23 protein-coding genes and 2 pseudogenes are annotated in these 21,894 nt (G+C 34.8%); 17 read left to right on the plus strand and 8 right to left on the minus strand.

Going from position 1 to position 21,894, the window contains the following annotated elements; all coding sequences use genetic code 11:
• Positions 1 to 2 precede the first annotated feature (2 nt).
• On the plus strand, positions 3 to 722 hold the full coding sequence (hisM, locus tag ACGH6Q_RS07400) for a histidine ABC transporter permease HisM (RefSeq protein WP_296318012.1): 720 nt from the start codon (positions 3 to 5) through the stop codon (positions 720 to 722).
• Positions 723 to 849: 127 nt separating this feature from the next.
• On the opposite strand, the gene ACGH6Q_RS07405 is transcribed toward hisM, so the two are convergent.
• On the minus strand, positions 850 to 1,224 hold the full coding sequence (locus ACGH6Q_RS07405; RefSeq protein ID WP_065591008.1) for a hypothetical protein: 375 nt from the start codon (positions 1,222 to 1,224) through the stop codon (positions 850 to 852).
• Between the two features lie 81 nt (positions 1,225 to 1,305).
• Entirely contained in the window at positions 1,306 to 1,932 is a 627-nt protein-coding gene (gene lexA / locus ACGH6Q_RS07410; RefSeq protein WP_065591009.1) for a transcriptional repressor LexA, read from the minus strand.
• A 256-nt stretch (positions 1,933 to 2,188) separates the two neighbouring features.
• Between lexA and coaE the strand changes: the two genes are divergently transcribed.
• The 4 genes from coaE to tsaD are packed head-to-tail and all read left to right on the plus strand — an operon-like array spanning position 2,189 to position 4,807.
• Positions 2,189 to 2,794 (plus strand): dephospho-CoA kinase, encoded by a 606-nt coding sequence (gene coaE / locus ACGH6Q_RS07415; protein ID WP_085165478.1) that lies wholly within the window; start codon positions 2,189 to 2,191, stop codon positions 2,792 to 2,794.
• 5 nt (positions 2,795 to 2,799) lie between these two features.
• Positions 2,800 to 3,537 (plus strand): cell division protein ZapD, encoded by a 738-nt coding sequence (zapD, locus tag ACGH6Q_RS07420; RefSeq protein ID WP_034911364.1) that lies wholly within the window; start codon positions 2,800 to 2,802, stop codon positions 3,535 to 3,537.
• Positions 3,538 to 3,566: 29 nt separating this feature from the next.
• Positions 3,567 to 3,782, plus strand: a complete 216-nt coding sequence (yacG, locus tag ACGH6Q_RS07425) for a DNA gyrase inhibitor YacG (RefSeq protein ID WP_174798481.1) — start codon at positions 3,567 to 3,569, stop codon at positions 3,780 to 3,782.
• Complete coding sequence (gene tsaD, locus ACGH6Q_RS07430) at positions 3,782 to 4,807, plus strand: tRNA (adenosine(37)-N6)-threonylcarbamoyltransferase complex transferase subunit TsaD (RefSeq protein WP_411592506.1); 1,026 nt, start codon at positions 3,782 to 3,784, stop codon at positions 4,805 to 4,807. Before yacG ends, tsaD begins: the two co-directional genes overlap by 1 nt.
• A 103-nt stretch (positions 4,808 to 4,910) precedes the next feature.
• On the opposite strand, the gene ACGH6Q_RS07435 is transcribed toward tsaD, so the two are convergent.
• A complete protein-coding gene (locus ACGH6Q_RS07435) occupies positions 4,911 to 5,267 on the minus strand; it encodes a DUF4282 domain-containing protein (RefSeq protein WP_194240423.1) in 357 nt (118 codons plus the stop codon).
• A 118-nt stretch (positions 5,268 to 5,385) separates the two neighbouring features.
• Here ACGH6Q_RS07435 and ycaO point away from each other — a divergent pair, with 118 nt between their 5' ends.
• Positions 5,386 to 7,152 carry a 30S ribosomal protein S12 methylthiotransferase accessory factor YcaO gene (gene ycaO / locus ACGH6Q_RS07440; RefSeq protein ID WP_411592507.1) on the plus strand — a complete coding sequence of 589 codons (1,767 nt, stop codon included), beginning with the start codon at positions 5,386 to 5,388 and terminating at the stop codon, positions 7,150 to 7,152.
• A 61-nt stretch (positions 7,153 to 7,213) separates the two neighbouring features.
• Here the strand turns inward: ycaO and ACGH6Q_RS07445 are convergent, their stop codons facing one another.
• Entirely contained in the window at positions 7,214 to 8,044 is an 831-nt protein-coding gene (locus ACGH6Q_RS07445) for a shikimate 5-dehydrogenase (RefSeq protein ID WP_065591014.1), read from the minus strand.
• 70 nt (positions 8,045 to 8,114) lie between these two features.
• On the opposite strand from ACGH6Q_RS07445, the gene ACGH6Q_RS07450 reads away from it, so the two are divergent.
• The 3 genes from ACGH6Q_RS07450 to mltG all read left to right on the plus strand — a co-directional run bounded on the left by ACGH6Q_RS07450 (position 8,115) and on the right by mltG (position 10,766).
• Complete coding sequence (locus tag ACGH6Q_RS07450; RefSeq protein WP_034911385.1) at positions 8,115 to 8,444, plus strand: nitrous oxide-stimulated promoter family protein; 330 nt, start codon at positions 8,115 to 8,117, stop codon at positions 8,442 to 8,444.
• A gap of 206 nt (positions 8,445 to 8,650) precedes the next feature.
• Positions 8,651 to 9,751, plus strand: a complete 1,101-nt coding sequence (gene alr, locus ACGH6Q_RS07455; RefSeq protein WP_411592510.1) for an alanine racemase — start codon at positions 8,651 to 8,653, stop codon at positions 9,749 to 9,751.
• Positions 9,744 to 10,766, plus strand: a complete 1,023-nt coding sequence (mltG, locus tag ACGH6Q_RS07460) for an endolytic transglycosylase MltG (protein ID WP_085165467.1) — start codon at positions 9,744 to 9,746, stop codon at positions 10,764 to 10,766. Before alr ends, mltG begins: the two co-directional genes overlap by 8 nt.
• 73 nt (positions 10,767 to 10,839) lie before the next feature.
• Here mltG and ACGH6Q_RS07465 read toward each other — a convergent pair.
• Positions 10,840 to 11,148: pseudogene (locus ACGH6Q_RS07465) on the minus strand (YqcC family protein); the annotation flags it as partial.
• Between the two features lie 21 nt (positions 11,149 to 11,169).
• Positions 11,170 to 11,718, minus strand: a pseudogene (gene ampD, locus ACGH6Q_RS07470) (1,6-anhydro-N-acetylmuramyl-L-alanine amidase AmpD); the annotation flags it as partial.
• A 200-nt stretch (positions 11,719 to 11,918) separates the two neighbouring features.
• Between ampD and ppdD the strand changes: the two are divergent.
• The 5 genes from ppdD (at position 11,919) to ACGH6Q_RS07495 (ending at position 16,789) form a co-directional block, all read left to right on the plus strand.
• Positions 11,919 to 12,350 carry a prepilin peptidase-dependent pilin gene (ppdD, locus tag ACGH6Q_RS07475; RefSeq protein ID WP_296301080.1) on the plus strand — a complete coding sequence of 144 codons (432 nt, stop codon included), beginning with the start codon at positions 11,919 to 11,921 and terminating at the stop codon, positions 12,348 to 12,350.
• A 39-nt stretch (positions 12,351 to 12,389) separates the two neighbouring features.
• Positions 12,390 to 13,499 (plus strand): ATPase, T2SS/T4P/T4SS family, encoded by a 1,110-nt coding sequence (locus ACGH6Q_RS07480; RefSeq protein ID WP_411592512.1) that lies wholly within the window; start codon positions 12,390 to 12,392, stop codon positions 13,497 to 13,499.
• Positions 13,496 to 14,671 (plus strand): type II secretion system F family protein, encoded by a 1,176-nt coding sequence (locus ACGH6Q_RS07485; RefSeq protein WP_174798473.1) that lies wholly within the window; start codon positions 13,496 to 13,498, stop codon positions 14,669 to 14,671. Before ACGH6Q_RS07480 ends, ACGH6Q_RS07485 begins: the two co-directional genes overlap by 4 nt.
• A complete protein-coding gene (locus ACGH6Q_RS07490) occupies positions 14,671 to 15,420 on the plus strand; it encodes a prepilin peptidase (RefSeq protein ID WP_091122733.1) in 750 nt (249 codons plus the stop codon). Before ACGH6Q_RS07485 ends, ACGH6Q_RS07490 begins: the two co-directional genes overlap by 1 nt.
• A 211-nt stretch (positions 15,421 to 15,631) precedes the next feature.
• Positions 15,632 to 16,789 (plus strand): M20 aminoacylase family protein, encoded by a 1,158-nt coding sequence (locus ACGH6Q_RS07495; protein WP_296301077.1) that lies wholly within the window; start codon positions 15,632 to 15,634, stop codon positions 16,787 to 16,789.
• A 68-nt stretch (positions 16,790 to 16,857) separates the two neighbouring features.
• On the opposite strand, the gene ygfZ is transcribed toward ACGH6Q_RS07495, so the two are convergent.
• On the minus strand, positions 16,858 to 17,733 hold the full coding sequence (ygfZ, locus tag ACGH6Q_RS07500; protein WP_065611291.1) for a tRNA-modifying protein YgfZ: 876 nt from the start codon (positions 17,731 to 17,733) through the stop codon (positions 16,858 to 16,860).
• Between the two features lie 284 nt (positions 17,734 to 18,017).
• On the opposite strand from ygfZ, the gene ilvI reads away from it, so the two are divergent.
• Positions 18,018 to 19,736, plus strand: a complete 1,719-nt coding sequence (gene ilvI, locus ACGH6Q_RS07505) for an acetolactate synthase 3 large subunit (protein WP_296301076.1) — start codon at positions 18,018 to 18,020, stop codon at positions 19,734 to 19,736.
• Positions 19,736 to 20,230, plus strand: coding sequence for an acetolactate synthase small subunit (gene ilvN, locus ACGH6Q_RS07510; protein ID WP_065591025.1), 495 nt, complete (start codon positions 19,736 to 19,738; stop codon positions 20,228 to 20,230). Before ilvI ends, ilvN begins: the two co-directional genes overlap by 1 nt.
• A gap of 230 nt (positions 20,231 to 20,460) precedes the next feature.
• Here ilvN and ACGH6Q_RS07515 read toward each other — a convergent pair whose 3' ends face one another.
• Entirely contained in the window at positions 20,461 to 20,838 is a 378-nt protein-coding gene (locus tag ACGH6Q_RS07515; protein WP_296301075.1) for a DUF5362 family protein, read from the minus strand.
• Positions 20,839 to 20,958: 120 nt separating this feature from the next.
• Here ACGH6Q_RS07515 and dusA point away from each other — a divergent pair, with 120 nt between their 5' ends.
• Positions 20,959 to 21,885: a tRNA dihydrouridine(20/20a) synthase DusA gene (dusA, locus tag ACGH6Q_RS07520; RefSeq protein WP_174798576.1), complete on the plus strand. Its 927-nt coding sequence runs from the start codon at positions 20,959 to 20,961 to the stop codon at positions 21,883 to 21,885.
• The last annotated feature ends 9 nt before the right edge of the window (positions 21,886 to 21,894 follow it).

The raw sequence follows: 21,894 nt of genomic DNA on the forward strand, positions 1-21,894 counted from the left end.
TCATGTTAGAAATTATTCAACAATATTGGCAATCACTATTATGGACCGATGGTTATAATATCACTGGTCTTGCGATGACGCTGTGGATTTTTATTTTATCGGTTTTAATGGGGGGAATTTTGTCGCTAGCGTTAGCGGTAGGGCGAAATGCACAAAATAAACTGATTAAACTACCTATTTGGCTATTTACTTATATTTTTCGAGGTACGCCTTTATATGTGCAGTTATTGATTATTTACACTGGTATATATACCTTAAGTGTGGTTAAAAATAATGCTTGGTTAGGCGATTTTTTTCAAAGTGGTTTAAATTGTACGGTGTTAGCTTTTACCCTAAATACCTGCGCCTATACTACTGAAGTTTTTGCTGGAGCTATGCGGAATGTGCCAAATGGCGAAATTCAAGCTGCAACAGCACTTGGTTTTAATCGTTTTCAAATTTATCGTTATATCATTTTTCCAAGAGCATTTCGTATTGCATTGCCAGCTTATAGTAACGAGGTTATTTTTATGTTGCATTCAACTGCACTGGCTTTTACTGTTACTGTGCCTGATGTGATGAAGATTGCGCGCGATATTTATGCCGAAACCTATCAACCTTTTCATGCTTTTGGTATTGCAGCAGTGATTTATCTTTGTGTGAGCTTTACATTGATTTTTAGTTTCAAAAAGTTAGAGCAACGTTATTTGGCTTTTCAGCAGGCTAATATACAAATCAGTTAATAAATTGATTTAGACTATCGGATAATTTTCTCAATTCGTTTATAAGTTTATTGATCTATCAAAATAAAAATCCGACAATTGTAATGACATTTGCCGGATTTTGGTTGTTTGTCGATTTGACAACATGTTAATTTATAGGATAAAAATCGTTTGTAGAGTCAGCATCATCATCATGGTGACTTGAACCAGGTAATGCTCTAGCTCGTTCAATAGGAACATAACTGCCGCTAGGAGTTTCTACTTGGCATTCGCCTAAAAAGATAGAATATTTTGTGTTAGCTCGCATGCTTTCGCCTCTAAAATAACAGTGAGTTGCATTATATAAATCAACGCGACAAAGTAATGCAATACCTAACCAAGTAATTAATACAGCTAAAGCAACCCATTTTAGATGTTTCCAAATAAAAAGCCAAAAACCGATCCCTCTAAAACGGCAGTACCCAAAAACGAGTAATAAAACTGCAATAAACCCTAAAAATTCGTATAACCAAAATAGCCACATAGTAATCTCCCACACGTTAGTTAAGTGCTATTTTATACTAACTTTGGCTATACTTCTATATACTTGCGTCTATGAGTTTGCTTACATCCAAGATCCGTTACGAATAATACCAACCGCTAATCCTTCAATAGCAAAATTTTGCTGTTCTAAATCAACTTTGATTGGCGAAAACTCGGCATTTTCGGCAAGAAGATGTACATGCTTGCCTTTACGCGACAAGCGTTTAACTGTAACTTCATCATCAATACGAGCTACAACAACTTGTCCATTTTTAACGTCTTGGGTTTTATGTACAGCCAACAAGTCACCGTCAAATATACCAATATCTTTCATTGACATACCTTGCACTCTTAATAAAAAGTCTGCGCGAGGTTTAAATAGTGAAGGATCAACTTGGTAATGGCTTTCAATATGCTCTTGCGCTAATATTGGCGAACCAGCCGCGACTTGTCCAATAAGGGGCAAACCATCCTGTTCGTTTGGCTCAATAGGTGTTTCAAGTAAAAGGCGAATTCCGCGTGATGAGCCGGCGATCATTTCAATTGCGCCTTTTTTAGCTAAGGCTTTCAGATGTTCTTCGGCGGCGTTGGCAGATCGAAACCCCAATTTCTGGGCAATTTCAGCACGTGTAGGTGGCATACCAGTATTTTGAATGTTATCTTTTATTAAATCATAAATCTGTTGTTGGCGCTCAGTTAACGGTCTCATTACATATTCCTGTTTTTATATACAGATACATGTAATTATATACAGCTAATAATATAAAACAACTGTTTTATTTAATTTATTTTTCAATTGGTGGTAAATTTTGGGGGGATTGTTGTTATTATGCGCTAATTTTGTGAATTATTCTGGAAATGCAATAGTTAATTAACAACTGAATCTTTCTCCTTATTAGTATTATTTAATCAACTTATATATATGTTATAATAAAGCAATTTTTTGTTGGATTGGAATTTGCTTTATGCCTTATGTTGTTGCGCTCAGTGGTGGTATTGCCAGCGGTAAAAGCACTATTGCTGATTTGTTTGCCAAATTAGGCGTGCCTATTATTGATGCAGATATTATTGCAAGGCAAGTTGTGCAACCTGGTAGTTATGCGTTTAACCAAATTGTTAAGCATTTCAGCCAAGAAATTTTACTCGCTAATGGAGAACTTGATCGTAGTCAACTCCGCGAAATTATTTTTAATAATGAGCATGAACGGCTCTGGCTTAATAATTTGTTGCACCCCATCATTCAACAAGAAACTCAAACACAAATTGCTATGCAAAGTAAAATCTATCTAATTTGGGTTGTGCCGTTATTGATTGAAAACAATTTGCATACTTGGGCTGATCGTGTGCTGATAATTGATACCTCATTTTCACTACAATTGGAACGATTAGTAAAAAGGGATAATATTAGTGAATCATTAGCTAAAAAGATGATACAGTCACAAGTATCTTTAAAGAAACGTTTATCTTATGCTGATGATATTATAGTTAATGACGGCAATTTGTTGTCGCTAACAACACAAGTTAATCTACTGCATCAACAATATTTAAATAGCTTTAAAAGTAAGATTTAGAATAGATGAATAATATTATTTTTGAACATCCATTAAATGAAAAAATGCGTACTTGGCTTAGAGTTGAATTTTTATTAAATCAATTAAATGTACATTGTCATTTTAATGACAATAGTGCGTTGATTTTTTTTCATGCATTGTCTGAGTTGTTAGAGATTATTGAGCGTAATGATATTAAAGGTGATTTGGTTAAAGAGCTTGAATCGCAAAAACAAAAGTTAATTTTGTGGTTAAATGTCGAAGGTGTGGATCATGATTTACTCAATGACCTGATTCAGCAATTTGATGATTTTATCGTCCAATTTAATACAATTGGACGTTTAGGACAACCATTAAAAGATGATCGATTTATTACAGCCATTCGTCAACGTTTAATGATTCCGGGGGGATGTTGTAGTTTTGACTTGCCTTCGTTTCATTTATGGCTCAGAATTTCACAAGAAAGGCGTTATAATCAAATAAAAAATTGGTTACAACACTTATCAATACTTGATAAATCTCTAACATGTTATATGCAATTAATTCGACGGTTAGGGGAATTTAGACCGTTTGTTTATACCAATAATTTTTTTCAAGAGACAAATGGTGATGTTAATTTGATTCGTATTCGAATTTCTTTAGATAAAAATGTATATCCTCAAGTATCTGGTCATTTGTCGCGTTATAGTATTCGCTTTTTAGCACTTGAGAATTACGATAACGTCAATACTGATGAAATTGAATTTGAATTAGCCTGTTGTTGATTGAATACTGTTATTAAAAAAGAGTTGAAATGAATAAAAATACTACATTTGTTAAGTGCCCAACTTGTCAAAAAGAAGTTGAATGGAGTCAAACTAGTCTTTATCGTCCATTTTGCAGTAAGCGTTGCCAGCTTATCGATTTAGGTGATTGGGCAACTGAAGAACATCGCATTGCTGATAAAGATATGACAGAACAAGATATTTGGAGTGAACAAGACCTTGCTGATTTTATAGGTAGACATTAATGAAGATCCTTGGTATTGAAACTTCATGTGATGAAACTGGTATAGCCATTTATGATGATGTTAATGGTTTAATTGCAAATCAGCTTTATTCTCAAATTAAATTACATGCTGATTATGGTGGTGTGGTGCCAGAACTGGCATCGCGCGATCATATTCGTAAAACCGTGCCATTAATTCAAGCAGCTTTAAAACAAGCTAATTTAACCGCACACGATATTGATGGGGTTGCCTATACTGCTGGTCCGGGATTGATTGGAGCGTTGATGGTAGGCGCATCGATTGGACGATCGCTTGCTTATGCTTGGAACGTACCAGCTGTTGCAGTTCATCACATGGAAGGCCATTTACTTGCGCCGATGCTTGAAGATAATCCACCTGAATTTCCCTTTGTTGCATTATTAGTTTCGGGGGGACATACACAGCTTATTAGTGTGACTGGTATTGGTAAATATGAACTTATTGGAGAGTCAATTGATGATGCTGCAGGAGAAGCTTTTGATAAAACAGCCAAATTGCTTGGTTTAGATTATCCCGGTGGCGCAAAATTATCAAAATTGGCTGAACAGAGTAGTGGAGCGCGATTCCATTTTCCTAGGCCAATGACTGATCGTCCTGGGCTTGATTTTAGTTTTTCAGGCCTTAAAACAGCAGCAGCTAATATGATTCATCAGCATAGTGATAATAATATTATTGATCCACAAACTAAAGCAGATATTGCTAGAGCATTTGAGGATGCTTTGGTTGATACATTGGTGATTAAAGTAAGACGAGCACTTGAACAAACTAAATTTAAAAATTTAGTAGTTGCTGGTGGGGTAAGTGCTAACAAAACACTGCGTACTAAATTGACTGAGTTGATGCACCAACGAAAAGGAAAAGTTTTTTATCCAAGGCTCGAATTTTGTACCGATAATGGTGCCATGATTGCTTATGCTGGTATGATTCATTTAAAAGAGAGGCAGTATTCAGATTTAGTTATTAGTGTTAAACCAAGATGGCCTCTTAGCGATCTTAATGTTGGTTAACTGATTATTTTGATTTGACAACATGTAAATTAAAATTACATGAAAAATAAAAATGCGGGAATTTGTTCCCACATTTTTAAGCTATATAGTTAAATAAACGATATTAATTAATAGGATCTGTATCAGAACATTCTTCTTGTTTTTCTGAATTGGTCTTTTCATTAGCTAATTTTTGAATATTTTGATTAATATTAAATAGTACACAAATTAATTCAAAACCAATGCGAGTTGAAATAAAGCCCACAACTAAGGTAACAATGCCAGTGAAAAAAGCAACTAAACCCATAGTAAAGCTATAAGTAAATGCAGCAAAACTACCTAATATCATAGAGAACGCACTAATTCCAATAAGTAATAATGCGATCCAATACACGATTGTGATAAAAGAAGGTGTTAACATTTTATCAAAAAAGAATAAGTCTTTAATGGTAAAGCCTTTAAAGTCTATTTTTTTGTTCATTTTATTTCCTTTTTAGTTGGATTGATTTTATTGCTTCTATTTTTTTATATTTGCGTATAAAGTGATAATTTTTGAAAAGCGCAACAATTATAACATAAAATTATTTTGAGATTAACTTATGAAAACTTATATCCCCGGTAAAGATGCTGCTCTTGAAGATTCGATCAACTATTTTCAGCAGCAATTAGCAAAATATGATTTAGAAGTAAAAGAAACTTCTTGGCTAAATCCGGTACCTAATGTGTGGTCAGTGCATATTCAAAATACTAAATGTCCACTGTGCTTTGCTAATGGTAAAGGCGCAAGCAAAAAGGCGGCATTAGCATCGGCTTTAGGAGAGTATTTTGAACGGTTATCAACCAATTACTTTTTTTCAGATTTTTACTTAGGAGAGCAAATAGCGAATGCCGATTTTGTGCATTATCCAAGTGAAAAATGGTTCACTATTCCTGAAGATAATTCCCTACCTAAAGGACTATTATCCAAAGAACTACTTAAGTTTTATGATCCTAATCAGGAATTGAGTGCAACAGATTTAATTGATTTACAATCAAGTAATGGTGATCGAGGTATCTGCGCTTTACCATTTGAACAGCAGTCTGACAAAAAAACTATTTGTGTGCCAGTTAATTTAATTGCTAATTTATATGCCTCTAATGGAATGTCAGCCGGTAATACTCGTAATGAGGCTCGAGTACAAGGGTTATCTGAAATTTTTGAGCGTTATACTAAAAATAAGATTATAGCCGAAGGCATTAGTTTACCAATTATCCCAACTGAAGTGATTAACCGTTACTCCACCGTTTTAGCTGCAATTGATGCGCTTGAAAGCGAAGGCTTTCCGCTTTACTGTTTTGATGCCTCATTGGGTGGAGAGTTTCCGGTTATTTGTGTAGTGTTATTTAATCCACAAAATGGAACGTGTTACGCCTCATTTGGTGCGCATCCAAATTTTGGCGTTGCGCTTGAAAGAACAGTAACAGAATTACTACAAGGACGCAGTTTAAAAGATCTTGATGTGTTTTCACCTCCAAGTTTTGATAATGATGATATTGCCGACCTTAGTAATTTAGAAACGCATTTTATTGATTCGAGCGGTTTGATTTCATGGGATCTATTTAATGAGCAAGCAGATTACGAATTTGTCGATTGGGACTTTTCCGGTTCAACTGAGCAAGAATTTGCTAATTTGATGGATATTTTTACCCGCCATAATACTGAAGTGTTAATTATGGACTACGAACACCTTGGTGTATATGCTTGCCGAATTCTGGCCGTTGGTATGTCTGAAATTTATCCTCCTGAAGATCTTATAATTGCCAATAGCAATATGGCTATTGGATTACGAGAGCTTATTTTGTCATTACCTTACCAAAAACGTACAGCTAAACAGTACCTAGCAATTATTGAACAGCTTGATGATGAAGGGCTTGATGATTATGCTCGAATTCGCGAACTGCTAGGCATAGCAACAGGTAACGATAATGCTTGGTTAACTCTTCGCGTTGGCGAGTTAAAAGCAATGCTGGCATTGGCAGGCAAAGACTTAATACAAGCACAACAGTGGATTGATTGGACGATTGAAATGAACGAGTCTATATTCACGCCATCGCGCAATCATGCTTATCGTTGTTTACAGACATTAGTTAATTTTATTTTAGAACGAGACAAAAAACAGTTTAATAACTATCAAGTCGCATTTAATAAAATGTATGGTAAAACCTGTGTTGATGATATGTGGCAATACGCTAATGGTGACAAAACATTTTTTGGTTTAGCTAATTATACGAAAATCGAGAAACAGACCAATAACAATCTAGAACAGTTTGATATGCACCAAAAATTATTAGCTGTATATAATAAATTGCATCAGACAATGTTATAAATTATTAACTTAAATTTTATTTAAATTCCACCGGTGAACACGGTGGAATGAATAACTTTATTTAACCTTGCCTTGCAAATTCTCCTGCTTGCCTTACTAACTCATCGCTCGGGGTTACACCAGTATATAACACAAACTGTTCAAGCGCTTGTAAAACAGCAACATCAGCACCTGAAATAATGATTTTATTTATCTTTTGGGCATATTTTATCATGGGAGTATCAACGGGAAGGGCAACTACATCAAACACAATATCGGCATTTTTTATCATAGTTGTGGGAAATGCAAGCGCCTCAGACTCAATAGCACCAAGCATACCAATTGGGGTAACATTGATAATCAATTTGGCTTGATGTGGCAATATTTCTTGCTCATCCTTTACCCATTTATAGCCATATCGTTTGGCTAATGCTTCGCCTTTTTGTTGGTTACGTGCGGCAATAATACCATTTTTAAATCCCGCATCATAAAAAGCTCCGATCACCGCATTAGCCATGCCTCCGCTGCCTTTTAATACAAATGGTGTTGTATTATCAATCTTATTTTCTACAATGAGTTTAGCAACGGCAATATAATCAGTGTTATAAGCTTTTAAATGATGGTTGGTGTTAACAATGGTATTTATCGATTGAATAGATTTTACCGAGTCATCTAATTCATCAATAAACTCAATGCAAGCTTCTTTATAAGGCATTGAAATGGCGCAACCTCTAATACCTAAGGCCTTAATGCCATAAATCGCATCTTTCAAATTATTGGTAGTAAAGGCTTTATATAAGTAATTAAGATGGAGTTTTTCGTACAAATAGTTATGAAAGCGAGTACCAAAATTGCTTGGTCTTGCTGAAAGGGACATGCAAACAGTTGTGTCTTTATTGATAATTCTTGCCATTACAACAAATCCTTGTGATCATATTAGATGATTTTATTTTACCACTTTCTTAATTAACGTGTATGTAATTATGGTTGCAAACAATAACGGTCCTAAAATACAGCAAGAAAAAGCAACAGTAAGAGCAATGATCTATTTATATTGCTTTAAACAACATCATAGCCAACATCATCAGTTATGTGAGGAATGCAACGACCTATTGCAATATGCTATGCAACGCTTAACAATGTGCCGTTTTGGTGAAGAAAAAACGACATGTGAACGTTGCCCTAAACATTGTTATCGTAAAGATTATAAATTAAAAATTAAACAGGTAATGCGGTTTTCTGGTCCAAGAATGTTAATTTATTATCCTACAATGGCATTAAGGCATCTTTATAAAAACTTGGTGAGTAGGTAAGTTATTACCATTATTAACGTTTACTATGACAAAACAAATATTAACTCGTCATAAAGTTAAAATTATGGTTTAGTATATTCTATTGATTAAAAATACTAATTTCCGTAATAGCCTAAAATTTCCACCGATTTGTATACTGTAAAAAATTTGTTATTATTAGAAACAGAATTTAAAATAATGGTTCGATAAGAGTCTGGATCAAAGAAATGTCTATTGCAGTTGTTGAAGTTAATCGTCAAGCAGTTATTCATAATGTTGAGTATCTCAAAAAAATGGCTCCAAATAGTCAACTAGTTGCGATTATAAAAGCCAATGCTTATTCACACGGTAGTGAGGAGATTGCTCAATTATTACATGATAAAGTGAATTATTTTGGTGTATCGCGCCTTACCGAAGCTATGCAATTGCGAAACAATGGTATTAACACACCGATTCTGGCTTTGGAAGGTTTCTTCCCGCATGATGATTTGGATTATTTTATTGATTTTAACATTCAACCAGCTATTCATAGCAAATGGCAAATTGACATATTGCAAACATCCCTCCGTAAAGATCAAATTACCACATGGTTTAAGCTTGATACAGGAATGCATCGTTTAGGTTTTTGTCCTGATGAAGCAAAAGAAGAATTTTATCGTTTGGCTAGTTGTTCAGTGGTTTGCAAACCAATTAATATTATGAGTCATTTTAGTTCGGCTGATGATCTCTCTTCAGAGAAAACGTTAAAGCAAATAGAACTATTTGATGAGTTTATTAATTCAATTGATGACAAATCACTTATTGGCAAATGCTCGATTGCTGCATCGGGCGGTATATTAGCCTGGCCAAAAGCTCAGCGAGATGTTGTGCGTCAAGGTATTGCTTTATATGGCGTTTCACCTTTTGATGAATCTATTGCTGAGCTACAACCTGCAATGACGTTTAAATCTGAATTAATTGCGGTACGAAAACACAAAAAAGGTGAATCAGTTGGTTATGGTCAAATTTGGTGTAGCCAGCAAGATACTAAACTAGGTGTGGTTGCAATGGGGTATGGTGATGGTTATCCACGCAATATTCCAGAAAATACTCCTGTTTTGATTAATGGTCGAAAAGTACCAATCGTTGGTCGAGTATCAATGGATATGATTGTAGTTGATTTAGGTATAAATTGTCTTGAAAAACCAGGTGATGAAGTCATATTTTGGGGAGCAGGACTTCCTGTTGAGGAAATCGCAAAGCATACTGGAATTAGTGCTTACGAATTAATAACGCGCTTAACTTCACGCGCAAAAATTCATTATATAGATAAATTAAATTATGATTAAAAAAATATTTTTATACACTTTACTTTCTTTTATATTAATTATTGGCGGCTCGATCAGTATTGGTTATTACTTTTTACAGCAGTTTTCTAAACAACAAATGCAAGTAACCAACGAAAACCAGATGTTTGTTTTGAAAAAAGGCACATCCATGCACCAATTGGTTGCACAAGTTAAAGAAAGTAAATTAATGCATAGTGCTTATTTATTGCCTTATTTGTGTAAATTGAATCCTTCATTGAGATCAATTAAAGCAGGAACTTATCAATTACACCCACATATGACCGTTGAAGAGTTTTTGCAATTATTAGTGTCGGGTAAAGAAAGCAATTTTTCAATTCAATTTGTGGAAGGTAAACGAGCCAAAGATTGGTTAAATATTATTCAAAGTACGCCATACATTGAACAAACATTAGTTGGAAAAACAGATGAAGAAATTGCTAAGTTATTAGGCATTGAAGGATCAATTGAAGGTTGGTTATCGCCTGATACTTACCTTTATACCGCAGACACTTTAGATATTAATATCCTAAAACGTGCGCATATGACGATGAAAAGTAATTTGCAAAAAATTTGGGATAATCGGGATAGTAATCTTCCTTATCAATCCCCTTATGAATTACTGATTATTGCATCAATTATTGAGAAGGAAACAGGTATTAGTTCAGAGCGTGCTAATGTGGCATCGGTATTTGTTAATCGTTTAAGAGCTAAAATGAAGTTACAAACAGATCCAACTATTATTTATGGTTTAGGCGATAACTATAAAGGTACTATTAGGCGCGTTGATTTGACCGATACTGAAAATCCTTATAATACTTATGTTATTGAAGGATTACCACCAACTCCAATTGCAATGCCAAGCATTGCCTCGCTCGAAGCTGCAGCACACCCAGCTAAAACCAATTATCTGTTTTTTGTGGCGAATGGAACAGGTGGACATACATTCTCAAGTACTTACAGTAACCATCAGCAAGCAGTTAATGAGTATCGTCGAATGAATAGCAGTGGGAATTAAATAAAAATTCAATAAAATCAATGCTCTACCTGAGTATTTTTTCAGGTTTGTTAACTTTAATTATTACCGCATATTAATGCGGTAATTTTTCATAATTAAGTTGCGACAAATCATCAAGTTGCTTAATTAGGTAAAGTAGATGATTAACATCTTGTTCTTGCTCTTTTAGTGCTTCTTCAAAATAAGGGTGTAAGGCAAATTTGGGCAAATTTGTTTTGGCGTCAATCATTGCTTGTATACGTGGAATAAAAATCCATTGTAACCATTCGTGTGCTTGCATGGTATCGATAGCAAAAGGTTCTTGGCTTAAAAATGCATTGGGATTTGGCGGTATAGTTTGCCATAAATTGATTTTTTGTAATTCCTCTATAATTTGTTCAAGTTGATTTAGTAGCTTTTGCCCTTGCGATTTTTGTGTTAATAAATTCTGATAATGTAGCCAATCAAAACAAGGGCCAGGATCTGTTTTTCGATTTGGAGCAATATCGCTATGCCCAGCAATATCTTTGATGGCATAAGTTTGTTGTAATAATAACGTAACGTTTACTAATTGCTGATATTGTTGTTCGGTAAAATTATCGCTATCACATCCTTCCATTTCGATGCCGATCGAAAAATCATTACAATTTTCTTGCCCTTCAAATGCTGATTTTCCTGCATGCCAGGCACGTTTATCAAATGGAACAAATTGAATAATTTCACCATCACGTCGAATAAACAGATGGCTTGATACTTCAAGTTGATAAATCGAAGCAAAGTACGGGTGCTGGTTGGGATCGAGCCGACCAGTAAATAATTGCTCAACATAAGGACCTCCATATTCATTGGGCGGTAAGCTTATATTATGAATAACAAGTAGTGATATCGGTTTATTAATAGGTCGTTCATTATAAAAAGGCGAAACAACTTGCTTTATACCTTGTAACCAGCCATTAACAATTTTTAGGGACATAGTGACTCCACTTATTTGATAAACCGATGTATGGATTTGTCTATTTTGCGATTTGCTTCGCAAAAATTGAACATACAACGTAATAATTAACTACATTAAGGATTTTACTTTCTAATCTTACTTTTTCATTATTATTCCATTTTTTTGTTTTGCTATAAAGGCTCTTAGATTAAATCATTGACTAAAAAATAGAGGTATTTATGTCTAATCAATCGGGCTTTACGTTATTTGAACTTATGATTGCCATTATTGTTATCGCTATCTTAGCCGCTATCGGTGTTCCTGCTTATCAGGGATATGTAAAAAAAGCCGCAATGACTGATATGTTGCAAACAATGACATCGTATAAAACCGCTGTAGAAATTTGTGCTGTAGAGCAAGGTAGCTTAATCAATTGTAGTAATGGTAATAATGGAGTACCAGCGAGTCGAACATCAAATTATGTTACCTCTATTACGGTTAATAACGGAGTTATTACCTTGGTTGGAACCAGCGCCTTAACAGGGTTAACTACTACACTAACACCAACAATCAATGCTACAAATGGCAATTTAGATTGGAGCCGAGTTTGTACTACATCGCCAAGTGATACCAGTTTAACCAGTGCTTGTGAAGATATTTTTAAATTCTAATGTTTGTATTTAATAATTGACGAATAAGGAACCACCTTTATGCAAGAAGAACAGTTAATTGAAAGTATCGATAAATTGTTACTTGAAGCATTAGATAAGCGTGCTTCGGATATTCATTTTGAGCCTTACCAACATAGCTATCGTATTCGTATGCGCATTGATGGTGTTTTGCACGATATGTTATCCCCCCCACTTGCATTAGCGAAACAGATAACAGCAAGATTAAAAATCATGTCTCAATTAAATATAGCTGAACATCGATTACCGCAAGATGGTCAACTCATTATTGATCGTTATACCATGCGTATTTCCACTTTGCCTGTAATGAATGGCGAAAAAATTGTTTTAAGAGTAATGGATAATCATGAATCTGAATTAACCATTAATGATTTAGGGTTAACGGATGCAGATCTGTTAACATTCAAACAAATTTTAGACTACCCACAAGGATTGATTTTAGTTACAGGTCCAACAGGAAGCGGTAAAACGGTGACGTTATATAGTGGATTAAAGCGGTTAAATAAAACCGAACGTAACATCTGTAGTGTCGAAGATCCCATTGAAATTCCTCTAGAGGGTATTAATCAAACTGCGATTAATCTCAAGTCTGGCTTAACATTTGCTATTGTATTGCGTGCTTTACTACGGCAAGATCCTGATGTAATGATGATCGGCGAAATTCGCGATCATGAAACCGCCGAAATTGCAATTCAAGCTGCGCAAACAGGGCATCTAGTATTATCTACATTGCATACTAATTCAAGTGTCGAGGCAATAACACGATTAAAGCAAATGGGTATAGAAAATTATCTATTATCATCAAGTTTAAAATTAATCATTGCTCAGCGGTTAGTTCGAAAATTGTGTCCACACTGTAAGGTAGTAGCGAATGATCTGGTTATGTTTGGTAATGAACATGTACCACATTATTTGTCTTCAGGGTGCTTTAATTGTATTGGTGGCTATAAAGGAAGAATTGGACTATACGAGTTGTTAGTCATCACCCCCGAAATTCAACAACAAATCTTAGCAAATCAAGCTATTTTATCCTCAAATATGATTTCATTAAAAAAAGCTGGGCAAAAATTAGTGAAGCAGGGTATGACAACGTTAGCTGAATTAAATCGAGTCTTGGGTGATACAGCGTGAAACGGCTCTATTATTGGTATGATGTCGATTTTAATCAACACAAAATTATTGCCGAATCATCACAGGCAGCTAAAAGACTGTTATTATTGCAAGGTAAAATTGCCATTAAGATTAAAGCTGGTAAAATTATTACTGCACATAGTTTTAATCGTACAGATCTACTGATGATTACCAAACAATTAGCGACTATGTTAAAAGCAGGTTTGTCTATTATTGATACATTACAATTGCTTGCTCAAGAACAAGCTAAACCGCATTGGCAATATTTGTTACTTGATATTAAACAACAAGTCGCTAAAGGCGAATTTTTATCTCAAGTATTGCAGCAACATCAATCGGTGTTTTCCTCTTTGTATTGTGAGATTATTGCAACAGGTGAACTAACTGGGCAGCTCGATGAAAGTTTTGAACAATTATCGTTATTGCTTGAAAAATCAATTAAACTGCAAAAAAGCCTAAAAAAGGCAATGCGTTATCCGTTATTTTTATTATTGATTGCAATGATGGCAAGTTTGGTAATGTTATTATTCGTTTTACCAAAATTTTCCGATATTTATCAAAATTTCGATGCTGAACTACCAGCTTTTACACAAGGAGTTATTGATTTTTCGAGTTATTTGCAACAAAGCTGGTTAATTTGGTGTATCGTCTTTTTTATTAGTTATTTTTGTTATCAACGCTATTTAAAAGTGCGTTATCGACGTAAAATCGAAATGATAGTAATAAAATTTCCCTTTATTGGAAAAATTATTCAAACCACTTGCTTAACTCAGATTTTTCAAACAATTGGCATCACTCAAAAAGCTGGCATACCATTATTAGCTGGTTTAACTGCGGCGGCTAATACTACTTGCTATTGTCTTTATCGTGATAGTATTTCGCAAATTATTGTAGGCATTGAGCAAGGGCTTCCATTTAGCCATGTATTGCATGGGCAACGATACTTTCCTAATTTATGTTCACAGTTAATTCATGTGGGGGAGGAATCAGGCACACTAGATTTAATGCTCGATAAATTAGCAATTTATTATCAAGAACAAAATCAAACCTTAACCGATAATTTATCGCAAGCATTCGAGCCATTATTAATGCTTGTTTTGTCTTTAATTATTGGCAGTTTAATTATGGCTATGTATTTACCGATATTCCAAATGGGCGATGTAATTCACTAATGTTAGTATTTATTATTATCTATTTAGGTCTTTGTATCGGTAGCTTTGTTTATGTTGCTTATTATCGTTATTTGCCAACACTGACACCATACCAATATTTATGTCGAATTAGTTTTCATCGATCTGCTTGCCCACATTGTCATAGTAAGCTTAAAGCTTGGCAATTGATACCGATTATTTCTTGGTTAATATTAAAACGACGTTGTTATTACTGCAATACCAATATTTCATGCCAATATCTTATTGTTGAATTATTTGTCGCTGTTTTATTTACTTTTATCTATATTGATAAAAGCATCAATTATCAAAGCGGTATTTTAATGATTCTTGGTTGTTATTTTTTACTTTTAGCTTTAATCGATTTTAAATACTATTTATTGCCAGATTTGTTTACCCAACCATTAATGTGGACAGGTGTAATGCTTGCCTATTTTGATTTGGCAAACATCGTTTTAACCGATGCTTTGCTAGGTATCTTTTGGGGATATCTATTATTAAAAATACCTGCTACTTTATTTTATTTGGTATTTAAAAAACAGGGATTAGGGGGAGGTGATATCAAATTGCTTGCCGCTCTTGGTGCTTGGTTGCCTTATACATCATTACCAATGTTATTATTTTTTGCTTCCCTATTGGGGATTATATATTCTCTTTTTTTGCGATATGTGATCAATGAACCAAAATCAAAAGTTATTCCATTTGGTCCTTTCTTATTAATTTCTGGTTATGTGATTTATTATTTCTGTTAAAAAGTTTCAGGAAAATAGGTGTTTTAATCAATTTATTGTTAATCAATAAGTGTTAAAAGTGCATAAATGTATTATTTTTTCATTAAATGCAATATATAACTAAAATTGATATCCATAGTAAAAATAGTTATTTTTATAAAAGTGAAAATCGCGTTATAGTGTTAGCTAGGTTTGTTGAACCGCAGGTTATTCACCTACTAAGGAATTACTTATGATATCTAATAGTATTAATCAATTAAAAACCGAAATGATAACATGGCGCCATCATATTCACGCCCATCCAGAAACAGCCTTTGAAGAGGTTAAAACCACGCAATTTATTATCGAAAAGTTACAATCCTTTGGTATTACCGAGTTATATACTGATTTTGCTCCAACAGGAGTTGTTGGTATTATTAAAGGTAATCGTGATGGACGATGGATTGCTCTGCGAGCTGATATAGATGCATTAGATATTATTGAAGAAAATAATATTAATTATTGCTCAACCATTTCTGGCAAAATGCATGGGTGTGGTCATGATGGGCATACTGCAATGTTACTAGGAACGGCTAAATATCTTAGTGAACACCGTGATTTTGCTGGTACTGTTGTTCTTATTTTTCAACCAGCTGAAGAAAACGAAGGCGGAGCCAGAGTCATGGTTGAAAATGGTTTATTTGAACAATTTCCGATTGAAGCAGTATATGGCATGCATAATCAACCTAATATGGAGTTAAATCACTTTTATATTAATCATGGCCCAATGATGGCATCGTATGATGTATTTGAGATCAAAATAACAGGTGTTGGTGCTCATGCCGCTGCGCCTCATCTAGGAAAAGATACAATTTTGACAGCTACGCAAATCGTAAATGGATTACAAAGTATTGTGAGTCGTAATGCTGATCCTTTAAGTTCATTGGTAGTTAGCGTAACGCAAATTCATAGTGGCGATACTTGGAATGTGTCACCACAGGAAGCGGTTATTCGCGGTACTGTTAGAACATTTAGTGCACAAGTACAAGATATGGCTGAAAATCGTATTAAACAAATAGCAACAGGTATTGCCACAACATTTGGAGCCAAGGCGGAAGTAGATTATCAACGCCGTTACCCAGCTACCATCAATTACGCTAAACAAGCTGATATTGCTATTGCAGCTGCTAAACAAGTTGTGGGACAAGATAACTTAATTATTGATCCTCTCCCTTCAATGGGTTCAGAAGATTTTGCTTTTATGCTACAAAAAATCCCTGGTGTTTATGTATGGTTGGGCGCTGGTAAAGGGGCTAATTTGCATAATCCAGCTTTTAACTTTAATGATGAAGTGTTAACAACTGGTGTAAGCTATTTTGTTGAAATAGTTAATCAAGAACTTACTAACTAAGTTAAAACGAGATTCCAACGACAGCTGGAATAAACGTTGTGTTATTCCAGCTTATTAGTCGAAAACAATTAAAATGTCATTCGGCTATTGTCATTTCCATATACTCTAAATGGCGTATTTAAATCAATTCCATTATTAAGTACCACTTGGACACAAACACCGTCTTTTTCGTCTAGTTTTGCCGCAGCTAACACAAGTCCCCCTTCTCGCCAACCACCGGCAAGTTTATATTCAAGTGTACTACCAATTTTAGGTAGAACATCACTCGTGCCCTTTATAACATACATACCACGAGTATTTGCTCCACGGAACTGCGCTCTAGCTACCATTTCCTGACCACAGTAACAACCTTTTTCAAAGCTGATTGCGTCATAAGATTGCAAATTACAGGCTTGTGGTAATAATATTGCCATATTGTCATTATCAATGATAGGGTAACCAGCTTGCAGATCAAGTTTTAGCCAGTCGCTACATGGATGTAAGTCTTCAGAAATAGGCTCCGGCGTTACCATAATAACACGCATTTGCGGTAAAGGTAGTTTGATATAGGTGATATTATTTTCAGTAAAACAGTTTTTATCGCTTAATTTTTCTGTGATTCCAGGGGGGATCGCATCTCCAACCAAGCCGACCATATTTAGATCTTCGACTGGTTCGATAGTTACTTTAGAAAAAACAGCGTATTTTGTTAGTTCGGCAATCTGTTTTTTAACAACACTTTTACGCTCAATATAGTAAATATCATTACCTCGTTGAAATAACAATAAAGTACTCCACATTCTGCCTTTACTGTCGCAATGAGCAGCATAAAGCGTAGATTTTTCTGAAAGTCGGTTAATATCGTTAGTTATTTGACCTTGCAAGAAAGCTCGGTTATCCTCACCTGTAACTTTAACTAATTGCCAGTCAGCAAGAGAGGTTGGTTTAGAAGAAATATTGCTCATATTTGTACCTTTGGGTGAAGAAGAATCCTAGTACCGTTATGGCTAGAAATACTCATCTCCTGAGTTTATATAAAAAATAAAAAAATAACAATAAAATCAATTAGCAATATTTAAATAAAATAGATAGATTACGGATATTATTCATAATATTTTAAAAAATAATTTTATTTGTGGATAATTTTTTCAGTAAAACACTTAGTTAATTGACTTTAATTGATTTTGTTTATAAGTTGATGCAAAATAAACCACTAAATGACTAATCAGTTACATTGGAGACAACAACCATGGCAAAACTGTCAGGCGCAGAGATGGTTATTCAATCTTTGATTGACCAAGGAGTAAAACAGATATTTGGCTATCCCGGTGGTAGTGTTCTTGATATTTATGATGCCATTCACACGTTAGGTGGTATTGAACATATATTAGTTCGCCATGAACAAGCTGCGGTACATATGGCCGATGGTTATGCTAGAGCAACAGGGAATGTTGGCGTTGTTTTAGTTACATCAGGCCCTGGGGCAACAAACACTATTACTGGTATTGCAACAGCTTACATGGATTCGGTTCCACTGGTTATATTGTCTGGACAAGTTGCCAGTAACCTAATTGGTAATGATGCATTTCAAGAATGTGACATGATCGGAATTTCTCGTCCGATTGTTAAACACAGTTTTTTAGTCAAAGATAGTAAAGATATTCCAGAAACCATCAAAAAAGCATTTTATATTGCTTCGACAGGTAGGCCAGGTCCAGTCGTTATCGATCTACCAAAAGATATTGTTAATCCAGCTAACAAATATAATTATCATTATCCAAAATCAGTTTTAATGCGATCTTACAATCCAACGATTCAAGGTCATAAAAAACAGATCAAAAAAGCATTAACCACGTTGTTATCGGCTAAAAAACCGGTGTTATTTATTGGTGGCGGGGTTATTGCCGCCGATGCTAGTGGCGAAATTAAAACACTTGCAGAAAAATTAAACTTACCTGTCGCTTCAACGTTAATGGGTATTAGTGCTTTTCCGGGAACCGATAAACATTATCTTGGCATGATAGGCATGCACGGTGTTTATGAAGCTAATATGGCCATGCATAATGCCGATGTAATTTTTGCAATCGGTGCACGTTTTGATGATCGAACAACCAATAATGTTGAAAAATATTGTCCAAAAGCCAAAATTATTCATGTTGATATCGATCCGACTTCTATTTCAAAAACTATATCTGCTTCAATTCCTGTAGTTGGTGATGCAAAAGTTGTTCTTGAAACGTTGCTGTCTATGTTAGATGAGTTAAATACAGAACGTGATCTTGACGCATTAATTGATTGGTGGAAACAGATAGAACACTGGCGATCACGTAACTGCTTAGCTTATAACCATGAAGGGCAAAGCATTAAACCACAAGAAGCGATACAAGTGTTATATAAATTAACCAAAGGTGATGCATTTGTGACGACCGATGTCGGTCAACATCAAATGTTTACTGCGCTTTATTACCCATTTGATAAACCTCGTCACTTTATCACATCTGGTGGGCTAGGCACGATGGGATTTGGTTTGCCAGCAGCGCTGGGAGTCAAATTGGCATATCCTAAAAAAACCGTTGTATGTGTAACAGGCGATGGTAGTATCCAAATGAATATTCAAGAATTATCAACCGCATTGCAATATGGCTTACCAGTACTGGTTTTAAATTTGAACAACCGCTTCTTAGGCATGGTTAAACAGTGGCAAGATATGATTTATTCTGGACGCCATTCAAGTTCTTATATGGAATCTCTACCTGATTTTGCTAAAATTGCAGAAGCCTATGGTCATGTTGGTATGGTAATAACAAAGCGTGAGGAACTAGAATCTAAACTGAAACAAGCACTGGCAATCAAAAACCGTTTAGTTTTTGTTGATGTTATGACTGATGCGACTGAACATGTATATCCAATGCAGGTTCGAGGTGGTGCAATGAACGAAATGTGGCTTAGTAAAACGGAGAGAACCTAATGCGTTATATATTATCAATCTTAACCGAAAACGAACCAGGCGCATTATCACGAATTATCGGCTTGTTTTCGCAACGTGGTTTTAATATCGAAACTATCACCACTGCGCAGACTGAAGATCCAACCATGCACCGCATGACAATTCAGACCTCGGGTGATGAGCATGTGATTGAACAGATCCAAAAGCAATTGCATAAACTTGTTAATGTTTACCGTGTTCATGATTTAACCGAAGGCCCGCATGTAGAGCGTGAAATCATGCTAGTAAAAGTAGAAGCAAAAGGTTCACAAGCACGTGATGAAGTTAAACGTTGTGCCGATATTTTTAGAGGATCGATCGTAGATGTTACTGCAACACATTATATTGTACAACTATCGGGTACTAGTGAAAAACTAGATTCATTTTTATCCTCAATTCGTGAAACATGCAATATTATCGAAACCGTCCGTTCAGGAATTATTGGCTTATCACGTAGTGAAAAAACAGTTAAATAGCCATATTTATAGTTAACATATTTATTAAGGCACATTGTGCGCCTTAATTTTGTTAACAATACTAAGACTGTTGATTTCTCAATCAAAAGGCATAAAGATGTTGCCATATTTTAATCTCGCCAAAAATTAACAATAGCAACTCGTTATGCCTAGAACAATGCTACTAGATACTTACTTGAAAAGGTGCCAAAATTAGAAGATCAGTAGTCTTTAGATTAAAGTAATAATTGTTAGTAATAACCATTACTGTATGTAACAAGAATAGAAATAATAATTACAATGTATAAAACAATAAATACAATCGAAGCGATAAATGTAATTAGAAAATATTTCCAATAGCCATAAATATTTTCTATAGCATCAACGATATCGTCTCCTTTTCGAAGACTTGCAGCTAAGCTAAATGCACTTCCCGATTTGAAAAGTTTGGCTCCAGCAAAAATTTGTGGGATGCCAACAATAGCAGTAATTATTCCTAGACATGTAAAAGCGCCAGCAATTATAAAAATAACACCAAAAACTTGTTGCATAGTAGCGATAAAACGCATATGTTTTATTAATAATTCAGTTATTTGAAAAGAAATTGTATTTGTTTGATTTGTATTCATTTTTATTCCTTATATTATTGCTCTATTTGAACGTGGCGAATAAAATAGCATTTTTTAAATTAATGTCGAGGTAATTTTTTGCATAATAGTTCAAGTTTAAATCGTTTTTCTATTGCCCCAATGTTAGATTGGACAGATAAACATTGCCGTTATTTTCATCGAATTTTAACAAAAAAAGCATTGCTATATACCGAAATGGTGACTACAGGCGCAATTTTATTTGGAAAAGGTGATTATTTAGCTTTCAACAATGAAGAGCATCCACTTAGCTTGCAACTAGGCGGTAGCGATCCTAACGCATTAGCACAATGTGCAAAATTAGCGCAAGAACGTGGTTATGACGAAATCAACTTAAATGTAGGATGTCCATCAGATCGCGTACAAAATGGTATGTTTGGTGCTTGTTTAATGGGAAATCCAAATTTGGTTGCCGATTGTATCGCTCAGATGCAAGATCAGGTTGATATTCCCGTCACGGTAAAAACAAGAATTGGTATTGATGATTGCGATAGCTATACTTTTTTGTGTCAATTTATTGAGAAGGTAATGCCTTACACCAAAACATTTATTGTACATGCGCGCAAAGCATGGTTATCAGGATTAAGCCCAAAGGAAAATCGTGAGGTTCCGCCACTTGACTATGAACGTGTTTATAAATTGAAACAAGATTATCCCAATTTAACTATAGCCATCAATGGTGGCATAAAAACAATTGATGAAATAAAATGCCATTTACAGCATGTTGATGGTGTAATGGTTGGGCGAGAGGCATATCAAAATCCAGTGTTACTTACTGAAATTGATACGCAAATTTTTGGCACAAATGCTCCCGTCATTGATCCTCTATCTGCTATTCAAGCACTTTACCCTTATATCGAACAACAGCTAATGCAAGGTGCGCAACTTAACCATATTATGCGGCATACTTTAGGTATATTTAATGGACGTAAAGGAGCAAGGCAATGGCGGCGCTATCTTAGCGAAAATACGCATAAAAAAGGGGCAGGGATCGAGGTTGTTGAACAGGCTTTAACATTCATCAAATAATATTTAAAA

Origin of the sequence: Gilliamella sp. BG2 (genome assembly GCF_046635645.1) — a bacterium.
Classification (GTDB): domain Bacteria; phylum Pseudomonadota; class Gammaproteobacteria; order Enterobacterales; family Orbaceae; genus Gilliamella; species Gilliamella bombi.

Bases quoted from the DNA above. Each gene is read 5' to 3' on its own strand.
- ACGH6Q_RS07445 (WP_065591014.1), bottom strand. From the start codon at position 8,044: ATGGCAAGAATTATCAATAAAGACACAACTGTTTGCATGTCCCTTTCA.
- coaE (WP_085165478.1), top strand. From the start codon at position 2,189: ATGCCTTATGTTGTTGCGCTCAGTGGTGGTATTGCCAGCGGTAAAAGC.
- yacG (WP_174798481.1), top strand. From the start codon at position 3,567: ATGAATAAAAATACTACATTTGTTAAGTGCCCAACTTGTCAAAAAGAA.
- ACGH6Q_RS07450 (WP_034911385.1), top strand. From the start codon at position 8,115: ATGGTTGCAAACAATAACGGTCCTAAAATACAGCAAGAAAAAGCAACA.
- ACGH6Q_RS07495 (WP_296301077.1), top strand. From the start codon at position 15,632: ATGATATCTAATAGTATTAATCAATTAAAAACCGAAATGATAACATGG.
- dusA (WP_174798576.1), top strand. From the start codon at position 20,959: ATGTTAGATTGGACAGATAAACATTGCCGTTATTTTCATCGAATTTTA.
- ygfZ (WP_065611291.1), bottom strand. From the start codon at position 17,733: ATGAGCAATATTTCTTCTAAACCAACCTCTCTTGCTGACTGGCAATTA.
- ACGH6Q_RS07480 (WP_411592512.1), top strand. From the start codon at position 12,390: ATGCAAGAAGAACAGTTAATTGAAAGTATCGATAAATTGTTACTTGAA.
- alr (WP_411592510.1), top strand. From the start codon at position 8,651: ATGTCTATTGCAGTTGTTGAAGTTAATCGTCAAGCAGTTATTCATAAT.
- ACGH6Q_RS07435 (WP_194240423.1), bottom strand. From the start codon at position 5,267: ATGAACAAAAAAATAGACTTTAAAGGCTTTACCATTAAAGACTTATTC.
- hisM (WP_296318012.1), top strand. From the start codon at position 3: ATGTTAGAAATTATTCAACAATATTGGCAATCACTATTATGGACCGAT.
- ppdD (WP_296301080.1), top strand. From the start codon at position 11,919: ATGTCTAATCAATCGGGCTTTACGTTATTTGAACTTATGATTGCCATT.
- mltG (WP_085165467.1), top strand. From the start codon at position 9,744: ATGATTAAAAAAATATTTTTATACACTTTACTTTCTTTTATATTAATT.
- ycaO (WP_411592507.1), top strand. From the start codon at position 5,386: ATGAAAACTTATATCCCCGGTAAAGATGCTGCTCTTGAAGATTCGATC.
- ilvI (WP_296301076.1), top strand. From the start codon at position 18,018: ATGGCAAAACTGTCAGGCGCAGAGATGGTTATTCAATCTTTGATTGAC.
- tsaD (WP_411592506.1), top strand. From the start codon at position 3,782: ATGAAGATCCTTGGTATTGAAACTTCATGTGATGAAACTGGTATAGCC.
- ACGH6Q_RS07490 (WP_091122733.1), top strand. From the start codon at position 14,671: ATGTTAGTATTTATTATTATCTATTTAGGTCTTTGTATCGGTAGCTTT.
- ACGH6Q_RS07405 (WP_065591008.1), bottom strand. From the start codon at position 1,224: ATGTGGCTATTTTGGTTATACGAATTTTTAGGGTTTATTGCAGTTTTA.
- ilvN (WP_065591025.1), top strand. From the start codon at position 19,736: ATGCGTTATATATTATCAATCTTAACCGAAAACGAACCAGGCGCATTA.
- lexA (WP_065591009.1), bottom strand. From the start codon at position 1,932: ATGAGACCGTTAACTGAGCGCCAACAACAGATTTATGATTTAATAAAA.
- ACGH6Q_RS07515 (WP_296301075.1), bottom strand. From the start codon at position 20,838: ATGAATACAAATCAAACAAATACAATTTCTTTTCAAATAACTGAATTA.
- zapD (WP_034911364.1), top strand. From the start codon at position 2,800: ATGAATAATATTATTTTTGAACATCCATTAAATGAAAAAATGCGTACT.